This is a genomic window from Candidatus Deferrimicrobiaceae bacterium, from assembly GCA_036504035.1.
Classification (GTDB): Bacteria; Desulfobacterota; Deferrimicrobia; order Deferrimicrobiales; family Deferrimicrobiaceae; genus JANXPS01.
Genome location: DASXVV010000014.1, coordinates 230,421 through 249,597 on the forward strand (window position 1 = coordinate 230,421; position 19,177 = coordinate 249,597).

The window sequence follows — 19,177 nt, forward strand, 5'->3', positions numbered from 1 at the left end:
GCTTCATGTCCCGATATTTCATCGACCGGCCGATCTTCGCCTGGGTCATCGCCATCGTCATCATGCTCGCGGGGGCGTTGTCGATCTTCCGCCTCCCCGTGTCCCAGTACCCGGCGATCGCCCCGCCGCAGATCGCCATCAACGCCATGTATCCGGGCGCGTCGGCCCAGACGGTGCAGGACACGGTCACGCAGGTCATCGAGCAGAAGATGAACGGCATCGACCACCTTCGGTACATGGGATCGTCCAGCGATTCCGCCGGCGCCGTCAGCATCACGCTCACCTTCGACGCCGAGACCGACCCGAACATCGCCCAGGTCCAGGTGCAGAACAAGCTCCAGCTCGCCATGCCGCTTCTTCCCCAAAGGGTGCAGCAGCAGGGGGTGCAGGTCGTCAAGTCCACCCGAAACTTCATGCTCATCGTCGGGCTCATCTCCGAGGACGGGAAGATGTCCCGGTACGACCTATCCGACTATCTGGCAGCGAACGTCCAGGACCCGCTGAGCCGCGTCACCGGGGTCGGCGAGGTCACGCTCTTCGGCTCCCAGTACGCCATGCGGATCTGGCTCAACCCGAACCGGCTCGCCAGCTTCGGCCTGACCCCCGCGGATGTACAGGCGGCGATCCAGGCCCAGAACGCCCAGGTCTCCGCCGGCCAGCTTGGCGGTGCGCCGGCGGCCAAGGAACAGCAGCTGAACGCCGCTATCACCGCCCAGACGCTGCTCAAGACGCCGGAGGAATTCGACAGCATCCTGCTGCGTACCAACCCCGACGGATCCGTGGTGCGGCTGCGCGACGTCGCCCGCTCCGAGATCGGGACCGAGAGCTACGAGATGGTCGGCCAATACAACGGCAAGCCGGCCTCCGGCCTGGCGATCCGCCTCGCGTCGGGCGCCAACGCCCTCAACACCGCCAAGGCGGTGAAAGACAAGGTCGACGAGCTGTCGAAGTTCTTCCCCGCGGGCGTGAAGGCGGTCTACCCCTACGACACGACGCCCTTCGTGAAGATCTCCATCGAGGAAGTGGTGAAGACGCTGGCCGAGGCGATCCTGCTGGTCTTCGTCGTCATGTACCTCTTCCTCCAGAACTTCCGGGCGACGCTCATCCCGACGATCGCCGTGCCGGTCGTCCTCCTCGGCACCTTCGGCGTTCTCTCGGCCTTCGGCTTTTCCATCAACACGCTGACGATGTTCGCGATGGTGCTCGCCATCGGACTCCTCGTCGACGATGCCATCGTCGTCGTCGAGAACGTGGAACGCATCATGTCCACCGAAGGGCTGTCCCCCATCGAGGCGACGCGAAAGTCGATGGACCAGATCACGGGGGCCCTGATCGGCATCGCCATGGTCCTCTCCGCCGTCTTCATCCCGATGGCCTTCTTCGGCGGCTCCACGGGCGTCATCTATCGCCAGTTCTCCATCACCATCGTCTCGGCGATGGTCCTTTCCGTCGTCGTGGCGCTGATCCTTACGCCGGCGCTGTGCGCGACCCTGCTCAAGCCGGTCGCCAAGGGGCACAATGTCGCTGAGGGAGGCCGCTTCTCGTGGTTCTTCAACTGGTTCAACCGCGTCTTCGACAGCGGCAGCGGCGAGTACCAGTCGATCGTCGGGCGCCTGCTCGCGAAGAGCGGGCGAGTCATCGCCGTCTATATCGCGATCGTGGCCGTCATGGGGTTCCTGTTCTGGCGGCTGCCCACGGCATTCCTGCCCGACGAGGACCAGGGGATCCTCATGTGCATGGTCCAGCTTCCGGCCGGGGCGACTCAGGAGCGGACGTTGAAGGTCCTGTCCGAGGTGCAGCGGCACTTCCTGGAAGACGAGAAGGAATCGGTCGCCTCCATCATGACCGTCGCCGGCTTCAGCTTCGGCGGACGGGGGCAGAACATGGGGCTCGCCTTCGTGAAGCTTAAGGACTGGAGCCTTCGGACGCGCGCGGACCTTGGCGCCAAGGCCGTCGCCGGAAGGGCGATGGGCGCCTTCTCGAAGATCCGGGACGCCATGGTCTTCGCCTTTCCGCCGCCGGCCGTCATGGAACTCGGGAACGCGACCGGCTTCGATTTCGAGCTCCAGGACCGGGGCGGGCTCGGGCACGACCAGCTGATGGCGGCGCGCAACCAGCTCCTGGGAATGGCGGCGCAGGACCCGCGCCTCATGAAGGTGCGCCCCAACGGGCAGGAGGACACGCCCGAGTATCGGCTCGAGATCGACAAGCCCCGACTCGGGGCGATGGGGCTCTCGATCGCCCAGGTCAACGACGCCATCTCGACCTCTTGGGGCAGTGCCTACATCGGCGACTTCCTCGACAAGGGGCGCGTCAAGAAGGTCTATCTCCAGTCGGATGCGGCCTACCGCATGAAGCCGGAAGACCTCGAAAGCTGGTTCGTCCGGAACAAGGACGCCGAGATGGTTCCCTTCTCGGCCTTCGCATCTACCCGCTGGAGCTACGGTTCCCCGCGGCTCGAGCGGTACAACGGCCTGCCGTCCGCGGAAATCCAGGGCGAACCGTCGCCCGGCACGAGCTCGGGGGAAGCCATGACGATCATGGAGGAGCTGGCGGCGAAGCTGCCGCCCGGCATCGGGTTCGAATGGACCGGGCTGTCCTATGAAGAGCGGCTGACCGGCGCCCAGGCGCCCGCGCTCTATGCGATCTCGCTGCTGGTGGTGTTCCTGTCGCTCGCGGCCCTCTACGAGAGCTGGGCCATCCCGGCCGCAGTCCTGCTCGTCGTCCCGCTCGGGGTAGTCGGTGCACTCGTCGCGGCCACCGGGCGCAGCCTGTCGGACGACGTGTACTTTCAAGTCGGGTTGCTGACGACCATCGGCCTCTCCGCCAAGAACGCCATCCTCATCGTCGAGTTCGCCGAGGCCAATCTTGCGCAAGGCATGGGCCTGATCGAGGCGGCGCTGGAAGCGACCCGCCTGCGCCTCCGGCCGATCCTGATGACGTCGCTCGCCTTCATCCTGGGCGTGCTCCCGATGGTCATCACCAAGGGGGCCGGGTCCGGCGCGCAGAATGCGATCGGCACCGGCGTCATGGGCGGGATGATCTCGGCCACCTTCCTTGCCATTCTCTTCGTCCCCGTGTTCTTCCTGGTGGTCCGGCGCGCCTTCCCCAGGAAGTCGGAAAAGGCAGAGCCGGCGATCGAGGCGGGAAACGAAATCGCTCAACCCACGGAGACCGTCTGATATGAAACGTTTACTTATCGTTCTTCCGATCGCTGCAATCGCCTTGTCGGGCTGCGCCACGATGGCGCCGAAATACGCCCGACCGGCCGCCCCCGTACCTTCGGTCTGGCCGACCGGCGCCGCCTATGGGGCATCGGAGCCGAAACCGCCGGGGATGGCGGCGGCCGACATCGCCTGGGTCGACTACTTCACGAACGACGCACTCAGGAAGGTGATCGCCCTCGCGCTCTCGAACAACCGCGACCTGCGGATCGCCACGCTGAGCATCGAACGGGCACGGGCGCTTTACCGGATCCGGCAGGCCGATCTTTTCCCATCGGTCAACGCGAGCGGCGGCGCCGCAGCCCAGAGGGTGCCCGAGACGCTCTCGGGCGTGGGGAAACCGATCACCACGCACCAGTATGACGTAGGGGTCGGGGTCAGCGGCTACGAGCTTGATCTCTTCGGCCGGGTTCAAAGCCTCAAGAACCAGGCGCTCGAAAGCTATCTCGCAACCGAGCAGGCCCGCCGGAGCGTGCAGATCAGCCTCGTCTCCGAAGTGGCCGGGCAATGGCTGGCGCTGGCCTCCGATCGGGAACGGCTGCGGCTCGCGGGGGAAACGCTCGGAACGCAGGAGAAATCCTACGAGCTGACGAAGCGTCGCTTCGAGGGCGGGGTTTCCTCCGAGCTCGACCTTCGGCAGGCCCAGACCAGCGTCGACGCCGCGCGAATCGATATCGCCCGCTATACCTCGGTGATCGCCCAGGACCGGAACGCCCTCGAACTGCTCGCGGGGGGGCCGGTCCCCGAAGAACTGCTCCCGGCGCAGCTCGACGCCGCCTCCGCGATGCAGGATCTGGCGCCCGGAATTCCATCCGAAGTACTTCAGCGGCGTCCCGACATCCTGGAGGCCGAAGGGCAGTTGAAGGGCGCCAATGCGAACATCGGCGCGGCACGTGCCGCCTTCTTCCCCCGAATCACGCTTACGACGTCGATCGGCCTCGGCAGCGATCAGCTGGGGGATCTGTTCAAGGGCGGCGCGGGCATGTGGAGCTTCGCGCCCCGAATCACCCTGCCGATCTTCGAAGGTGGCGCGAACCTGGCGAACCTGAAAGTGGCGGAAACGGACCGCGACATTTTCGTGGCGCAGTATGAAAAGGCCATCCAGGGCGCATTCCGGGAAGTGGCCGACGCCCTGGCGCAACGCGGGACGCTGGGAGAGCAGCTTTCCGCGACGCAATCGCTGGTCGATGCAGCGGCGGCGACGCGCAAGCTGTCCGATGCCCGGTATGAAAAGGGGGTCGACAGCTACCTGTCGGTCCTGGATGCCCAACGCACCCTTTACGCGGCGCAACAGAACCTGATCGCGGTGCGCCTCGCGCATCTCGCGAACCGGGTGACGCTCTACAAGGCGCTCGGCGGAGGGGCCTGAAACCGATCCATCACGAGTCCGAAGCCGATCCCCCGGAGGGAACCCATGACTGATCGATTCCGATTTGTTCGTCGGCGCTTCATGATCCCGTTGCTATTCGCGATGGCCGTCTCGCTGGCGATCGCCGGGTCGGCCCTCGCCGTCGATCTCGCCCCGATTCCGCTCCCGGCGCCGCAGACGGACGGCGGCAAGCCGCTCATGCAGGCGCTGGCGCTGCGAGCGACCAGCCGCGCGTTTGCGAAGGAACCGATCCCGGACCAGCAGCTCGCGAACCTGCTCTGGGCCGCCTGGGGGATCAACCGCCCCGCGGACGGGAAGCGCACCGCGCCCTCCGCGCGCAACTGGCAAGAGATCGACCTTATGGTGGTCCGTGCGGAGGGGACGTACCGCTACGATCCCGCCGCCAACCGCCTGGTACCGGTGGCGCCCGGCGATCTCAGGGCGCAGGCGGGCGTCCAGTCGTTCGTCAAGGACGCGCCGCTGACGCTCGTCCTGGTCGCCGACACGTCCCGGATGAAGGGGGCGGAGAAGGACCCCGAGCAGAAGCAGTGGATCTGGGCGGACGCCGGCTTCATCGGCCAGAACGTCTACCTGTTCTGCGCCAGCGAGGGGCTCGCCACGGGCGTGCGCGCCCTCATCGACCGGCCTGCGCTCGCGAAATCGCTCGGACTGTCCGACCGTCAGGTCGTCCTGCTCGCCATGAGCGTCGGGCGCCCGGCGCCCGCCGCCGGTCCGCCGGGGCGGTGATCCCGGGCGCTCCAGCGTTTATGGCGTTGCAATAAACTGCATATGGCGCATATCATTCAGCCCAAGACCATGAATCGGGGAGGGTTGGATGGCATTCACCGACAGGTGCAGCATCTACGCCGGCGTCACCGAAGCCGGCATCAACGCCGCGGTCCGGCTGCTCATGAAGCAGCGACCGTCGCTGTTCAACTACGGGACGGGATACTTCCAGGCTGACCCCAAGCGCTTTCCCAAGCCGATCACTCCGGCGCCCGACGTCTCCCGCTACAAGAATCCGCTCACGACACTCGTGAAGCTCCCCGATCTGGGACTCAAGGTTCCACCGGACCTGTGCTTCCAACTGACCGGCTTCGCGATCGACTTCCATCCGGCCAACACGGTGGCGCTGCCGTCGAACATCGCCTCCCTGATGAAGCCCGAGCAACGATTTTCGCTCCAGGCGACGGTCACGGCGGGCGTCCTGAACGCGCTCGACAACATCTACCCCGTGAATCCCGTCTATTCCTTCGACCTCGTGGTCTATGCGATCGGTCACCTGGTGCTGGGCGGGACCGCTCCCGACGAGACGCTCTCCGGCGTGGCGGACCACCTCGAGATCGTCGGCATCGCGCCCCCGGGCCTCGACAACGCGCTGGTCTACCTGGCCCGGCTGGTGCTCAAGGAAAAGGTGCTGCCCAAGGCGGTCCTGGCGCTGGCACCCTTCACCCTGGACATCCCGAAAATGGTGGGAAAGGTTTCCGTTTCGGCAACGAAGCCGTCGCCCGCCACGGTGGCCAACAACCCCGCGGTGGAAGACGATCAGGTCAAGGTCTTCGTGGAGGTGACCGCGTCATGAGCCAGTTCACCGTCGCCCTGAATCATCAGCTTTTCTCCGATCTGTTTCGCGCTGTCGAGGAGCATTTCGCCGTGACCAAGAACGGCAGCACGTCGACCGGGGCGTTCTCGGCCTCCTACGATGTGGGCGCCAAGCTCCATGGGGGAAGCGTTTCGCTGACCGATGCCGGGACGATCAAGGTGGAGGATCTCGAGGTGGTCAACGACCCCACGAATCTCTCGGTCGGCGTCGCCATCCCCGACCTCGCCATCGGCGGGTTCTGCATCGTCCCCGACCTCATCCATGGCGGCTGCGCCCTGACCGCGCCCAGGGTCGTCATCTTTCACGGCAGGACCGTCACACTGGACCTGGACCTCAAGGGAATCCTCGACATCAACGTGAACGTCGAGTCGGGCGCGACGATCCGCCACTTCGCGAATCCGGACCGCACCCCCGCCATGACGGACCTCGACGCCGAGATCGCCAAGGTGGCGAACCAGTGGCAGCTCTTCGCCGCCCCGAAACACGTCGATGTCACGCTGAACGTGGCCGCGTCCATCGACGCCCTCCTCGAAGACACCGCGAACAACGTGTTCAACAACCTGCTGGGAGGCGCGCCCCAGTGGATCAAGGACGCTTTCTGGGCGATCGTCGGACCGATCGTCGATTTTCTCAAGAAGCTGGTCGGAATCGTCGGAACGGTCGCCGACTGGGTGCTGGACCTGTTCAAGCGGGTATTCAACTTCGTGGCCTTCCTCGAGACGGCGATCGCCGACCACTTCGCGAACAAGTACCCGGTCCACAAGTTCAACGATCCCTACCCGGCGACGAAAGGGGATCCCAAGGTCCCCCTGAACCCGCTGCTGATCCCGATCCTGAACCCGGCGGTCGCGGTCAATGCGGCCGAGCTCGTCATCACCGCCGACATCGGAGGCTGATCATGACCGAATTCGTCGATCCGGATCTTGCGTCGCAGACCACCCTGGACAGCGGTGCGCTGACGCTTCTGGGAATGGTCGTCCACCGATTCACCGAACCGGGCCGCTACCTCGGGACGGTATGGGAAGGTGAACGCGCGGTTGCGCATTTCCGCCTGGAATCGGACGTCGGGCACACCATGCCGCAGACCGATATCGACCTGGCGGCCTTGGCGTCGGGTGCCCCGGAGCCTCTGCGCGGCGGGGGGCCGGGCAAAGGGGAAGCCGCGTTCGACGTCAACCCCGGCGGCTACGTCCTGTTCTATGTCTCGAAAGGGAAGGGGGGATACGCCGTCACGGTCTCCCCCGGGACGGGCACGGATGGAAAGCCGGTGTTCGACAGCCGGGAGCTGCAGCAGGGCGACCTCTTCGTCTCGCACCTGGTGCGTCCCGGCCGATACGCCGTCAACAACCTGGTGGCCCGCCAGACGCTCAGCCTGAAGGTCACGCGTGCCCCCCGGCTTCGGATGCACGGGGCCTTGCCGCTCAAGCCGCTGCAGATCGAGGCGCACGCGCAGGGCTTCAACCGCCCGGAGGTCGAACTCCAGGCGATGCAGGGGAAGGTCTACAAGATCCAGTCGCCTTCCCGGATCCGGATCGAGCTGGTCGCGCCGGACGACCCGGACTGACGGAAGGCCCGGCGCGATCCGGGAGTGCCTAGTCGGTCACGATGATGGTTCCCGTCATGTCCTCGTGTCCTTCCCCGCAGAAGACGTCGCAGTGGAAAGGGAACGTTCCCGACTTGTCAGGCACGACCCGCAGGCGGGTTGTCTTTCCCGGCGGGATATCGGTCCGGAGTCCCAGGCCGGGGCAGTCGAACCCGTGCAGCCGGTCGAGGGAGGTCAACTCGATGATCGCCGGAACCCCCCGTTTCAGCCGGATCTCGTTCGGGCTGTATTCGAATTTCCTTGCGGTGACCCGGACAATGGTTTCGGGCTCGTCGGACCAGGCGACGGGGACGAGCGCCCCGGCCGCCAGGATCAGAAGCGCCAGAACGGAGACGGCGCGAAGCCTGTTGATCGAACGCATCGGATGGGTCCTCCCTAGCGGATCGGGTATTCCTGGAGCGAATAGATCGATTTCCCGGCGATCGCCTTCGGCTCCCGGAACCCGAGTCCCTTGTACGGATGCGCCGGGTCCCACGGGATCGGCGCCTTTTTCGGGACCGAGCCGGGCTCGGGAAGGGGATACATCAGCCCGCGCGCTGCGTGGTGCGGAATATTCCCGGTCATCCGGTGATGTTCCTGGTGGATGTGTCCGTAGAAAACCGTCACGTTCCGGAACGGGGTGAGCAGCTCGATCGCTTTCGCTCCGTCGCGCGTCGCCCAGTCCCACTGTGGGTAGAGATCGAAGAGAGGCCGGTGGGTCAGCACGGTGATCATCGTCTCGGGATCGAGCTTCCGGAGGTCGTCCGCCAGCCAGGCGAGCTGCGCGTCGCCGATGGACGAGGTCGGATCGGAGACGTTGTCGAGCGCGATGAAATGGACGCCCTCGTGGTCGAACGTGTAGCGGGTCGGGCCGAAAAATTCCTTGAACGCCTCGCCGTTGTCCAGGGAGGCGTCGTGCTCGCCCGGCATGTAGCGGATGTTCCCCGCCTTGAGTCCTGCAGCGATGTCGCGGAAGCCCGACAACCGATTACGCCGCTCCTTCGGGTCGTCGGTCGTGTGGCTCAGGTCGCCGGTGAAGACGATGAAGGCCGGGGGAGACTCGAGGTCGTTGACCGCTGCGACCGCTTTTTTCAGCGTTCCCTGCCAGTCCGGATTCACCTTTTCGTCCTTGAAGCCCCAGTGGGTGTCGGACAGCTGAACGAAGAAGAAATCCTTCCCGACCGTGCCTGTCTTGGCCGCCTCGGCGAATCCGCCCATGCCAGAGGCGAAGACAACGCCGCCGATCCCTGCCAGCTTGAGGAACTGCCTCCGGTCCAACTTGCTGTTCATCGTCTTGGTCTCCTTCCGCGCCACGTCGGGGTTGGCTTCAAGAGAATACCGGGTCGAATAACGGGAATTAGATGACGATGACGGGAGTCGGTTTCCGGAAACATCCGCCCGAACAGAAACCCGTGCTGCGGCATCCAAGTATCGGAGGGTTGTGCGCGTGATCCGAAAGGGACGTCTCGTCCGGGCCTTGCCGGTCTTCGCGGCGGTGGCTGCCGTAGCGCTCGCTGCGGCGGAGTTCCAGACCTCGTGGCTGCAGTCCCGTCTGCTCCCGCGCCTCGATCGTCAGCTCTCCTGCGTCGTTAAGGGCGGGGCCAGCCGGCAACCCCCGCACCGGGGGCAGGGGCCTTACGACTTCCGGCTCGGCTACGCGCGTCTCCCCGGATTTCTCGAACACCTGTCCCGCCAGGGATTCCGGATCGTGTCCCAGGCTCGATGCACGACGGCGATGGGCGAGCGGATCGACCGGTTCGTCTATCCCGTTTACCGTGAAAAAAGCCAGGCGGGCCTTTCTCTCCTCGACCGGAAGGGTGTGTCGCTCTACGAAGCCCGGGTTCCCCGTCACGTCTATCGGGACTTCCCGTCGATCCCGCCGCCGGTCGTCGCCACGCTGCTGTTCGTCGAGAACCGGGACATGCTCGACGAGCGGTACCCTTACCGGAATCCTGCGGTCGAGTGGCCCCGGTTCGCCAAGGCGATGCTGGATCTCGGCTACAGCCGGATCGTGCCGTCGCACCCGGTCTCCGGCGGCAGCACGCTTGCGACGCAGATCGAGAAGTTCCGCCATTCCCCCGCCGGCAGGACCCCCGACGGGGTCGAGAAGATCCGGCAGATGGCGACCGCCTCGCTGCGCGCCTACATGGAAGGGGAGCGCACCCTGGAAGCGCGCCGGCGGATCGTCCTGGACTACATCAACGCGATGCCGCTCGCGGCGATGCCAGGCACGGGAGAGATCATCGGCCTGGGCGACGGTCTTGCGTCCTGGTTCGGCGCAGATTTCGACCGCGTCAACCGACTGCTTCAGGAGGCGCCTGCCGCCGACCCGCAGCGGCTGGCCGAGCAGGGGCGTGCCTTCCGCCAGGTCGCTACCCTCGTGCTCGCCGTCAAGAAGCCGTCGGAGTACTTGACGAAGGCCCGCCCTGCCCTGGAATCCCGCGTCGAGGCCTACCTGCGGCTGCTCGCGAAGGAAGAAGTCGTCGACCGGCGCCTGTGCCGGGCGGCGCTGGAATCGGATGCGGGGAGTTCCGTCCCGACCGTCCCGCCCGAAGGGACGGCCGACCCGGCCCGGAAGGCCGCCGATGCGATCCGGGGCCGGTTGCTCGGGCTCCTGGACCTGAACGACACCTACGACCTAGACCGACTCGACCTGTCGGTCGAGACGACCCTCGACGGGGAGCTCCAACGAGCGGTCGCCGACACCTTGGCGCGGCTCGGCAAGCCCGGGCTTCCGCTTGACCCCGAGCTCCAGGGCCCATGGCTGCTAGACCGGGGCGACCCGTCCGGGATCATCTACAGCTTTACCCTCTTCGAGCGCACCCCCGGAGGGAACCTGCTCCGGGTCCAGGCCGACAGCCTTGACCAGCCGCTGGACATCAACGAGGGCACGAAGCTCGAGCTCGGGTCCACGGCGAAATTGCGCACCTTGATCCATTACCTCGAGATCGTCGCCGCGCTCCACGCCGATTTGGCCGGCCTGTCGCCGGAGCGGCTGGAGACCCGACAGGTCCCGCCGCAGGACCGGTTGACCCGATGGGCGGTCGACTACCTTTCAGGGACGGGCGATCGGGGCCTTCCGGCCATGCTGGAAGCCGCGATGACGAGAACGTATTCCTCCAGCCCGTCGGAGACGTTCTTCACGGGGGGCGGCATCCAGCGCTTCTCGAACTTCGACCACCGGGACGATGGAAAGATCCTGACGGTACGGGAAGCGTTCCGGAAATCGGTCAACCTCGTTTTCGTCCGGCTGATGCGTGACGTCGTCAACTACCACGTCGCCCGGCTTCCCGGCTACGCGCCAAGCCTGTTCGAGGACCGGGGCGATCCCGGCAGGCTTGCCTTGCTGTCCCGGTTCGCCGACATGGAGGGGCGCCGGTTCCTCTCCCGGTTCTACGAGCGATATCGGGGCCAGTCGCCGGACGAGATGCTCGAGACGCTGGTTGGCGGGCTCGGCAGGCCGTCACCGGGGCGGTTTGCGGTGATCTATCGCGCGGTCCGCCCGGCCGCGGGGATCGGGCCTTTCACCGCGTTCCTTCGCGCCCACGACCCGGAGGGGCGCCTGGACGATCGGGCGATCGTCGCCCTCTACGGGGATTACGACCCCGGACGGCTCACTCTTCAGGATCGTGGTTACCTCGCGCGGATCCATCCACTTGAGCTGTGGCTGCTCGAATATCGCTCCCGTCATCCGGGAGCGAAGTTCGACGAGCTGGCCGCCGCCTCCGCCGACGTCCGCCAGGAGATCTACCGTTGGCTCTTCAAGGACCGCTATCGCCGCGGGCAAGACCACCGGATCCGGACGATGCTGGAGGCGGACGCCTTCCTCGAGATCCACGCCGCATGGAAACGCATGGCCTTCCCGTTCGACCGGCTGGTGCCATCCTTCGCGACGGCGATCGGCAGCTCCGGCGACAATCCCGCCGCCCTCGCGGAGCTCATGGGCATCCTGGCCGGCAACGGAGTCCGGCAGTCCTCCGTCCGCATCCGGGCGCTCCGGTTCGCGACGGGAACGCCTTACTCGGCGAACGTAGCGGCGGTCCCCGCCCCGGGAGAACGGGTCCTTTCCCCCGAGCTGGCGGGGATGGTCAAGACGGAGCTGGTCGGAGTCGTCCGGGAAGGCACCGCCCGACGCATCTCCGGGGTCTTCGCCAGGCCGGATGGGACGCCGATCGAGGTCGGGGGGAAGACCGGCACCGGCGACAACCGGTTCAAGTCCTACGCCAGGGGAGGTCGGCAGATCGGCTCCCGCGTCGTGAACCGGACCGCGACGTTCGCTTTCATCATCGACGACCGGTTCTTCGGGACGGTCACCGCATTCGTCCCGGGGGAGAAGGCATCGGGCTACGGCTTCACCAGCGCATTGCCGGTGGCGCTGCTGAAGCGGCTGGCGCCGATAATCATGCCCGCCGTTTCCTCCCCGCCTCAGGCGGGAACGTGACCCGCCCGGGCGGCTGCGATCATGGTATATAAGGAGACATGATCAGCGGCCTGTCCAGGGTCCTTCGATTCCTGCCGTCCGTTACCGCAGCGCTCCTGTTCCTGCTTTTCGCTGCGGCGCCGGGCACCGGCGCACCCCTTCCCCCCCTTCGCGTCGTCATGGACGATAGTTATCCTCCGTATGTTTTCCGGGAATCCGACAATACGCTGTCGGGCATCCTCGTCGACCAGTGGAAGCTCTGGAGCGAAAAGACGGGAAGGCGCGTCCAGGTCACCGGCATCCCCTGGGGCGAGGCGCTGCGCCGCATGGAGGCAGGCGAGTTCGACGTCATCGACACGATCTTCCGGACGTCCGACCGGGAGCGGCGGTTCGATTTCACCCCCCCGTATGCCCGGATCGAGGTGCCCCTGTTCTTCCACTCCGACATCACCGGGATCCAGGATGCCCACGACGCAAAGGGATTCATGGTGGCCGTCAAGCGGGGCGATGCCGCCATCGATATCCTGCGGGAGGCGGGCGTCGGCTCCCTCGTGGAGTACCCGGGATACTTGGAGATCGTTGCCGCGGCGAAGGACGGACGCGTCAAGGTCTTCACGATCGACCGCCCTCCGGCGCTCTACTTCCTCAACAAGGCGGGGATCGCCGATCGTTTCCGCGAGACGAAGCCCCTCTACACCGGGGAATTCCACCGCGCGGTCCGTAAAGGGGACGCCGCGACGCTCGCCGCGGTCTCGGACGGCTTCGGACGGATCTCCCGGGCCGAGTTCGACCGCATCGACCGCCGATGGTCGGGATCCCCCCTGGCGGGTTGGCTCACTCCGGGCCGGATGCGTTGGGCCGGGGGCGGATTCGCCGTCGTCGCACTGTCGATGGCGGCCTGGCTGGTCACCATGCGGCGTATCGTGGAAGCCCGGACGCGGCAGTTGCACGCGAGCGAGACGCGCTATCGCCTGCTCGTCGAGAACCAGACCGACCTGGTCGTGCAGGTCGACATGGAAGGGCGCTTCCAGTTCGTCAACGAGGCGTACTGCCGCATGTTCGACAAGACGCGCGAGGAGCTGCTGGGACGGACGTTCATGCCGCTTGTCCACGAAGAGGACCGGGATTCGACATCCCGCGCGATGGAGGGGCTTGACCGGCACCCGTACCATGTCTACCTGGAACAGCGGGCGATGACGAAGGAAGGGTGGCGCTGGCTTGCCTGGGTGGATACGGCGCTTCGCGGCCGGGACGGGGAGATGATCGCCATCCACGGCATCGGCCGGGACATCACGCCCCGCAAGGAGGCCGAGATCGCCCTGCGCGAGTCCGAGGGCCGTTTCCGCAACGCCATCGACTTCCTGCCCATCCCGATCGGAATATCTTCGGCGGACGGCGAGATCCTGACGATCAACCAGGAGTTCACTCGACGCTTCGGATATACGCTGGAGGATATTCCTACCATCGATGCGTGGATGGCGCTCGCCTATCCGGACCCCGCGTATCGCGAACTCATGTCGTCGAACTGGCGCCGGGACATCGCCGGGGCCGAGCGGGAGGGCTCCGCGACATCCGTCCGGGAATACAGGATCGACTGCCTTGACGGGGAGACCCGGGAAGTCGAGATCCGCACGCAGCCGGTGGGGAAGCAGCTCGTCACTGCCTTCAACGACATCACGGAGCTTCGGGCCCATGAACGCGAGATCGTCCGGTTGAACCGCATCTACGCCACCCGGAGCCAGATCAGCCAGTGCGTCACCCGGGTCCGGTCGGCCGAGGAACTCTACCTCGAAGCCTGCCGGGTCGCCGCTTCGACCGGGAGATTCGCCCTGGCCTGGATCGGGCTGGTCGATCGCGGCACGGGCGAAGTCAGGGTCGCCGCAAAGGCTGGGAAGGCGGCCGGCTATCTCGTGGGAATCCGGGTCAGCGCCGACGACCGGCCCGAGGGGGCCGGACCAATGGGGACCTGCATTCGGGAAGGGCGGACCTACGTCTGCAACGACTTCGCGAACGATCCCGCGACGCATCTTTGGGCCGACCGCGCCCGGCGGTTCGGCCTGCGCTCCGCCGTCGCGGTCCCGCTCCGCATGGGAGACGCCGTGTACGGCGCGATGATGGCCTACTCGGAAGAGGCCAGCGTCTTCCACGAGAAGGAGATCGCCCTCCTCGAGGAAGCCACCCTCGACATCTCCTTCGGGCTCGAGTTCCTCGAGCACGACCGGAAGCGGGGGCTTGCCGAGGAACGGCTCCGAGAGAGCCGCGAGCGGGTCGGCCTGATCCTCGATTCCGCCGCCGAGGGGATCTACGGCGTCGACCGGGAGGGGGGCTGCACCTTCTGCAACGCGTCTGCGCTCAGGATGCTCGGGTATCCGGAGGAAGGCGCGCTTCTGGGCCGGAACCTCCATGCGCTGATCCGGCATACCGACGAGCAGGGGGAGCCTTGCCCGGCCGGCGATGGGGCGGACTGGCGCGCCATCTGGATGGGCGAGCACGCGCACCTCGACCGGGTCCTGCTATGGCGGAGCGACGGGACGAGCTTCCTCGGCGAGATGTGGGCTTACCCGCTTCTCGGGGAGGGCGGTAACGTCGGCGCGGTCGTGACGTTCGTCGATATCTCGAAACGCGTCGCGCTTGAGGACCAGCTGCTGCAGGCCCAGAAGATGGAGGCGGTCGGCCGGCTTGCCGGCGGCGTCGCGCACGACTTCAACAACCTGCTCACGGCGATCCTCGGCTATGGTGCCCTGGCCACCCGGAAGGCGGCCGGCAACGCCGAGCTGCTGCGGGACCTCGAGCAGATCCGCCTGGCCGGCGATCAGGCCGCCTCTCTGACCCGCCAGCTGCTGGCGTTCAGCCGGAAGCAGATCCTCCGTCCGCGCGTGATCTCCCTGGCCGGGGTGGTCCGCGAGATCCAGGCGATGATCGGGCGGCTCCTGGGGGAAGACATCGCGCTGGTCGTGGACGCCCCTGCCGGAACGGGGTTCATCGAGGCCGATCCGGGGCAGGTCCACCAGGTGATCATGAACCTCGTGGTGAACGCCCGCGACGCCATGCCGGAGGGAGGCACCGTCACGCTCCGGACCAGCGACGCGGTCGTCCCGCCCGGGGGCGCCGCGGAAGCCGCAGGGATTTTCCCCGGCGCGTACACGCTGTTGTCCGTGACCGATACGGGGTGCGGCATGGACGAGGCGACCCGGCTGCGGCTGTTCGAGCCGTTCTTCACGACCAAGGAGCCGGGGCGCGGGACCGGCCTGGGGCTCGCGACGGTGCACGGGATCGTGACCCAGAGCGGCGGGTACATCCGGGTGCGGAGCGAGGAAGGGAAGGGCACGACGTTCCGGATCTACTTCCCGCGGGTCGAGGCGGAGATCGTCGCGACGGAAGCGGCGGCGGCCCCGACCGTACTGCCGCGCGGAAACGAGGTGATCCTCGTGGCCGAGGATTCCGAGGAGGTTCGCGAGCTGACGTGCCGGACGCTCGCGATGCAGGGCTACCGGGTGCTCGAGGCGGCGAACGGGGCGGAGGCGATCGCCGTCGCCCGCCGATGCCCGCAGCCGATCCGTCTTCTCCTGACCGACGTTGTCATGCCCGGGATGAGCGGACGCACGCTTGCGGATGCGCTCACCGCCGAGATGCCCGGCCTGGCGGTCGCCTACACCTCGGGCTACACCGAGGATGCGATCGTCCGGCACGGCGTACTCGAGCCGGGGATCCGCTTCCTCCCCAAGCCGTTCCTTCCCTCGGAGCTGGCGATCTTCGTCCGGGACGTCATCGGCCCGGCCGAAGAACCGGCCGGAAACGAGACCGCCTGAGGCCCTTCGGGGGGAACGCACCGGCCGGTCAGGGCGAGGCGGGGAAGCGGATGCGGAAGGCGTCCCGTTGATGGAAATCGGGACGGGGGGAGGTGTGCGCGAGCGCCCAGCAGGACTTCTCGCCCGACACGGTCCGGACGACGGCGGCGACCGCGGCCGAGAGCGGCCGCCCCGGCGGGAACAGCTTTCCGAGATCCAGCTCGACTGACAGCGCGAGCCTGCCCTTCTCCCGGTCCACCTGGAAGGGGAGCGCGTCGAACGCCGCTTCTTCCCGCATGCCCTTCCTGTAAACATCGAATCGGTAGACGTTCCAGTTTCCGGAAGGGGACAGGTTGAACTCCAGGTAGCTCTCGGAACCGCTTTCGCCCAGAAACAGCTCAAGGCAGGTCTCCTCCCAGAGGCCGTCCCTTCGCTCCGGTCTCCCGGTCGCCGGCGGGATCTCCAGCATCGACAGGTCACCGGATATGGAAGGGCAAAAGACGAGCGTCTCCTCGTGGCGGCCGAGCGTGCCCTCGACCGCCAGGCCGGGCGGGAAGGCCTGGCCCGGGAAGGGGACGAGGGAAAAGGGAAGTATCATCATCCGGTTGGTCGGCGAGGGGAGGCTACGGGGGGTACAGCAGGTTTCCGGCCCGCCGTTTCGAGAACGCCTGCTCCTCGGGTTTCCAGGCGGCGGCCATCACGCGCCACCCGGCGCCGCCTTCGATCGCCTCGCGCTCTCGCGCCGATCCGCACAAAAGGTCGAAGGCGGGGATGTCCTCGACGAACTCGTAAGGTTTCGTTCTCCATCCGAACTTTCCGGGGGCCTGGGCGCGCGCCGTGGCGACGCAGGCGAGGCCGGTGCGGACCGGGCGGAACGCCTCCCGGTCGTCGACGACGAGCTCGGCGCCCTGGCACCGGATCCCGGAATGCTTGTCCCAGGTCGGGACGAAGCTGACCGGCCGGAAGCGGACCCCCGGCAGCCGTTCCGCCGAGAGCGATTCCGCGAGCCGCGCCCCGTCGAGCCAGGGCGCCCCGAACAGCTCGAACGGCCGGGTGGTGCCGCGGCCCTCGCTCAGGTTGGTCCCCTCGAGCAGGCACATCCCGGGGTAGACGAGCGCCGTCTCGGGCGTCGGCATGTTGGGCGACGGGAATATCCACGGGAGCCCCGTGTCGCGCTGGTGCATCCCGCGCCGCCAGCCGCGGCAGGGGATGACTCCGAGGGCGAGTGCGAGCCCGCGCTCCTCGAGGTAAAGGCCCGCCAGTTCGCCGACGGTGAGGCCGTGGCGGACCGCGATGTCGTGCACGCCGCAGAAGCTCCCGAAGCCCGGGCGAAGCGCAGGGCCTTCAACGGCGAGGCCGCCGATCGGGTTGGGGCGGTCGAGGACGAAGAAGCCGATCCCCGCGCGCGCCGCGGCTTCCATGCAGAAGAGCATCGTGGCCTGATAGGTGAAGAAGCGGGTCCCGACATCCTGGATGTCGAAGACGAGCGCATCCAGCCCGCGGAGGTGCCGGGGCGCGGGACACAGAGATTGCGCGTCGCTCCCGTAGAGCGAGTGGACCGGGACGCCGGTCTTCGGGTCGCGCCCCGCCCGGACGGCCGCCATGTACTGGACGTCGCCCCGGACGCCGTGCTCGGGGCCGAACAGGGCGGCGAGTCGCACGCCCGGCGCCTCGTGGAAGAGATCGGCCGCATGGCGCAGCCGGCGGTCCAGCGAGGTGGGGTTGCAGACGAGCCCGACGGAAAGCCCCTTGAGGAGCGCGAAGCCGTCCTCGACGAGGACGTCGAGGCCGGAAAGGACGGGTCTGGCCCGGCGAGGCGGGCGGATCGGCTTGGGAGACATGATCCACATCTTAGTGCGGGAACCCGCCTCCCCGCAATCTTCTCCCGGCAAAGGGAGGGTATACTATCGGCGGAACACCCAATACCCGTCGTCCAATCCAGAAAGAAGGTGTCATGGGTTTCAATACGTTCAAGCTCCACAAGCTGATCATGTCCGGCGTCCGGGCGCTCGATTATTCCACGCCGACCCCCATCCAGCTCCAGGCCATCCCGCCGGTGCTCGAAGGCCGGGACGTCATGGGCCTCGCCCAGACCGGCACGGGCAAGACGGCGGCCTTCGTGCTGCCGATCCTGCAGCGTCTGCTGGAAGGGCCGCGCGGCACGCTTCGGTCGCTGATCATCGCTCCCACGCGCGAGCTCGCGGAACAGATCCACGTCTCGATCGTGGCGCTCGGGCGAGACACGAAATTGCGCAGCTGCACCATCTACGGCGGCGTCGGCGTGAACCCGCAGGTCCAGAAGCTGCGCGAGGGAGTCGACATTGTCGTGGCCTGCCCGGGACGGCTGCTCGACCACATCGGCCAGAAGACGATCAACCTGTCGAAGCTCGAGGTGCTGGTCCTCGACGAGGCCGACCGGATGTTCGACATGGGGTTCCTGCCCGACATCCGCAAGATCATCAAGGTGCTGCCCGCGAAGCGGCAGAATCTCATGTTCTCAGCCACCATGGCCGACGACATCCGGAAACTCGCGAACGAGGTGCTGCGCAACCCGGTCACGATCCAGGTTGGCCACTCGGCCCCGGTGAATACGGTGTCGCACGCGCTCTACCCGGTCGAGCCTCACCTCAAGACCGCGCTCCTCATGGAACTGCTGAAGCACACGGACACGGAATCGATCCTGATCTTCGCTCGCGAGAAGTACCGGGCCAAGCGCATCGGACAGCAGCTCGAGGAAGCGGGGTACAAGGCCGCCTCGCTCCAGGGGAACCTGTCGCAGAACCGGCGGCAGGAAGCGCTCGACGGGTTTCGCAGCGGGAAGTACCAAATCCTCGTCGCGACCGACATCGCGGCCCGCGGCATCGACGTGTCGAGCATCTCGCATGTCATCAACTACGACATGCCGGATACGACCGACGCCTACACGCACCGCATCGGCCGGACCGGGCGGGCGGCGAAGACGGGAGACGCCTTCACCTTCGTCAGCCGCGAGGACGAGTTCCAGGTCAAGGCCATCGAGCGGGTGCTTGGCGCGAAGATCGAGCGGCGCGTGGTCAAGGGGTTCGACTACAAGAAGCCGGCCCCGGCCCGCGACCTCGAGTTCGCCCGTCCTCCCCGCGAGCCGCAGCGTCGCAAGGCCGCCCCGCGCACGAGCCGCCGATCCTGACGATCCGGGAAGCGCCTTTATGATG

At 66.8% G+C, this 19,177-nt stretch carries 13 protein-coding genes; 9 read left to right on the top strand and 4 right to left on the bottom strand.

Going from position 1 to position 19,177, the window contains the following annotated elements; genetic code table 11:
* Window positions 1-5: 5 nt before the first annotated feature.
* From VGK27_13540 to VGK27_13565, 6 genes are all read left to right on the top strand, one after another.
* Window positions 6-3,182 (top strand): efflux RND transporter permease subunit, encoded by a 3,177-nt coding sequence (locus VGK27_13540; GenBank protein HEY3491127.1) that lies wholly within the window; start codon window positions 6-8, stop codon window positions 3,180-3,182.
* Window position 3,183: 1 nt separating this feature from the next.
* Complete coding sequence (adeC, locus tag VGK27_13545) at window positions 3,184-4,593, top strand: AdeC/AdeK/OprM family multidrug efflux complex outer membrane factor (GenBank protein ID HEY3491128.1); 1,410 nt, start codon at window positions 3,184-3,186, stop codon at window positions 4,591-4,593.
* Window positions 4,594-4,638: 45 nt separating this feature from the next.
* Window positions 4,639-5,340: a SagB/ThcOx family dehydrogenase gene (locus tag VGK27_13550; protein ID HEY3491129.1), complete on the top strand. Its 702-nt coding sequence runs from the start codon at window positions 4,639-4,641 to the stop codon at window positions 5,338-5,340.
* Between the two features lie 88 nt (window positions 5,341-5,428).
* Complete coding sequence (locus tag VGK27_13555) at window positions 5,429-6,175, top strand: hypothetical protein (protein HEY3491130.1); 747 nt, start codon at window positions 5,429-5,431, stop codon at window positions 6,173-6,175.
* Complete coding sequence (locus VGK27_13560; GenBank protein ID HEY3491131.1) at window positions 6,172-7,092, top strand: hypothetical protein; 921 nt, start codon at window positions 6,172-6,174, stop codon at window positions 7,090-7,092. Before VGK27_13555 ends, VGK27_13560 begins: the two co-directional genes overlap by 4 nt.
* Before the next feature lie 2 nt (window positions 7,093-7,094).
* The gene (locus tag VGK27_13565) at window positions 7,095-7,760 is read left to right on the top strand and encodes a hypothetical protein (GenBank protein ID HEY3491132.1); all 666 of its coding nucleotides are present in this window, start codon (window positions 7,095-7,097) and stop codon (window positions 7,758-7,760) included.
* 28 nt (window positions 7,761-7,788) lie between these two features.
* On the opposite strand, the gene VGK27_13570 is transcribed toward VGK27_13565, so the two are convergent.
* Together VGK27_13570 and VGK27_13575 are read right to left on the bottom strand one after the other, a co-directional pair.
* The gene (locus VGK27_13570) at window positions 7,789-8,160 is read right to left on the bottom strand and encodes a cupredoxin domain-containing protein (protein ID HEY3491133.1); all 372 of its coding nucleotides are present in this window, start codon (window positions 8,158-8,160) and stop codon (window positions 7,789-7,791) included.
* A gap of 14 nt (window positions 8,161-8,174) precedes the next feature.
* Complete coding sequence (locus tag VGK27_13575; GenBank protein ID HEY3491134.1) at window positions 8,175-9,068, bottom strand: metallophosphoesterase; 894 nt, start codon at window positions 9,066-9,068, stop codon at window positions 8,175-8,177.
* Window positions 9,069-9,225: 157 nt separating this feature from the next.
* Between VGK27_13575 and VGK27_13580 the strand changes: the two genes are divergently transcribed.
* Both VGK27_13580 and VGK27_13585 read left to right on the top strand, forming a co-directional pair.
* Window positions 9,226-12,219, top strand: a complete 2,994-nt coding sequence (locus VGK27_13580) for a transglycosylase domain-containing protein (GenBank protein HEY3491135.1) — start codon at window positions 9,226-9,228, stop codon at window positions 12,217-12,219.
* A gap of 38 nt (window positions 12,220-12,257) precedes the next feature.
* A complete protein-coding gene (locus VGK27_13585) occupies window positions 12,258-16,007 on the top strand; it encodes a PAS domain S-box protein (protein HEY3491136.1) in 3,750 nt (1,249 codons plus the stop codon).
* 28 nt (window positions 16,008-16,035) lie between these two features.
* On the opposite strand, the gene VGK27_13590 is transcribed toward VGK27_13585, so the two are convergent.
* Together VGK27_13590 and VGK27_13595 are read right to left on the bottom strand one after the other, a co-directional pair.
* Window positions 16,036-16,587: a DOMON-like domain-containing protein gene (locus VGK27_13590; GenBank protein HEY3491137.1), complete on the bottom strand. Its 552-nt coding sequence runs from the start codon at window positions 16,585-16,587 to the stop codon at window positions 16,036-16,038.
* Window positions 16,588-16,609: 22 nt separating this feature from the next.
* On the bottom strand, window positions 16,610-17,827 hold the full coding sequence (locus VGK27_13595; protein HEY3491138.1) for a DUF1343 domain-containing protein: 1,218 nt from the start codon (window positions 17,825-17,827) through the stop codon (window positions 16,610-16,612).
* Between the two features lie 113 nt (window positions 17,828-17,940).
* Between VGK27_13595 and VGK27_13600 the strand changes: the two genes are divergently transcribed.
* Window positions 17,941-19,152 (top strand): DEAD/DEAH box helicase, encoded by a 1,212-nt coding sequence (locus VGK27_13600; protein ID HEY3491139.1) that lies wholly within the window; start codon window positions 17,941-17,943, stop codon window positions 19,150-19,152.
* Window positions 19,153-19,177 lie beyond the last annotated feature (25 nt).

Coding starts and splice junctions, on each gene's coding strand:
- VGK27_13540 (HEY3491127.1), top strand. CDS start 6: ATGTCCCGATATTTCATCGACCGGCCGATCTTCGCCTGGGTCATCGCC.
- adeC (HEY3491128.1), top strand. CDS start 3,184: ATGAAACGTTTACTTATCGTTCTTCCGATCGCTGCAATCGCCTTGTCG.
- VGK27_13550 (HEY3491129.1), top strand. CDS start 4,639: ATGACTGATCGATTCCGATTTGTTCGTCGGCGCTTCATGATCCCGTTG.
- VGK27_13555 (HEY3491130.1), top strand. CDS start 5,429: ATGGCATTCACCGACAGGTGCAGCATCTACGCCGGCGTCACCGAAGCC.
- VGK27_13560 (HEY3491131.1), top strand. CDS start 6,172: ATGAGCCAGTTCACCGTCGCCCTGAATCATCAGCTTTTCTCCGATCTG.
- VGK27_13565 (HEY3491132.1), top strand. CDS start 7,095: ATGACCGAATTCGTCGATCCGGATCTTGCGTCGCAGACCACCCTGGAC.
- VGK27_13570 (HEY3491133.1), bottom strand. CDS start 8,160: ATGCGTTCGATCAACAGGCTTCGCGCCGTCTCCGTTCTGGCGCTTCTG.
- VGK27_13575 (HEY3491134.1), bottom strand. CDS start 9,068: ATGAACAGCAAGTTGGACCGGAGGCAGTTCCTCAAGCTGGCAGGGATC.
- VGK27_13585 (HEY3491136.1), top strand. CDS start 12,258: ATGATCAGCGGCCTGTCCAGGGTCCTTCGATTCCTGCCGTCCGTTACC.
- VGK27_13590 (HEY3491137.1), bottom strand. CDS start 16,587: ATGATGATACTTCCCTTTTCCCTCGTCCCCTTCCCGGGCCAGGCCTTC.
- VGK27_13595 (HEY3491138.1), bottom strand. CDS start 17,827: ATGTCTCCCAAGCCGATCCGCCCGCCTCGCCGGGCCAGACCCGTCCTT.
- VGK27_13600 (HEY3491139.1), top strand. CDS start 17,941: ATGGGTTTCAATACGTTCAAGCTCCACAAGCTGATCATGTCCGGCGTC.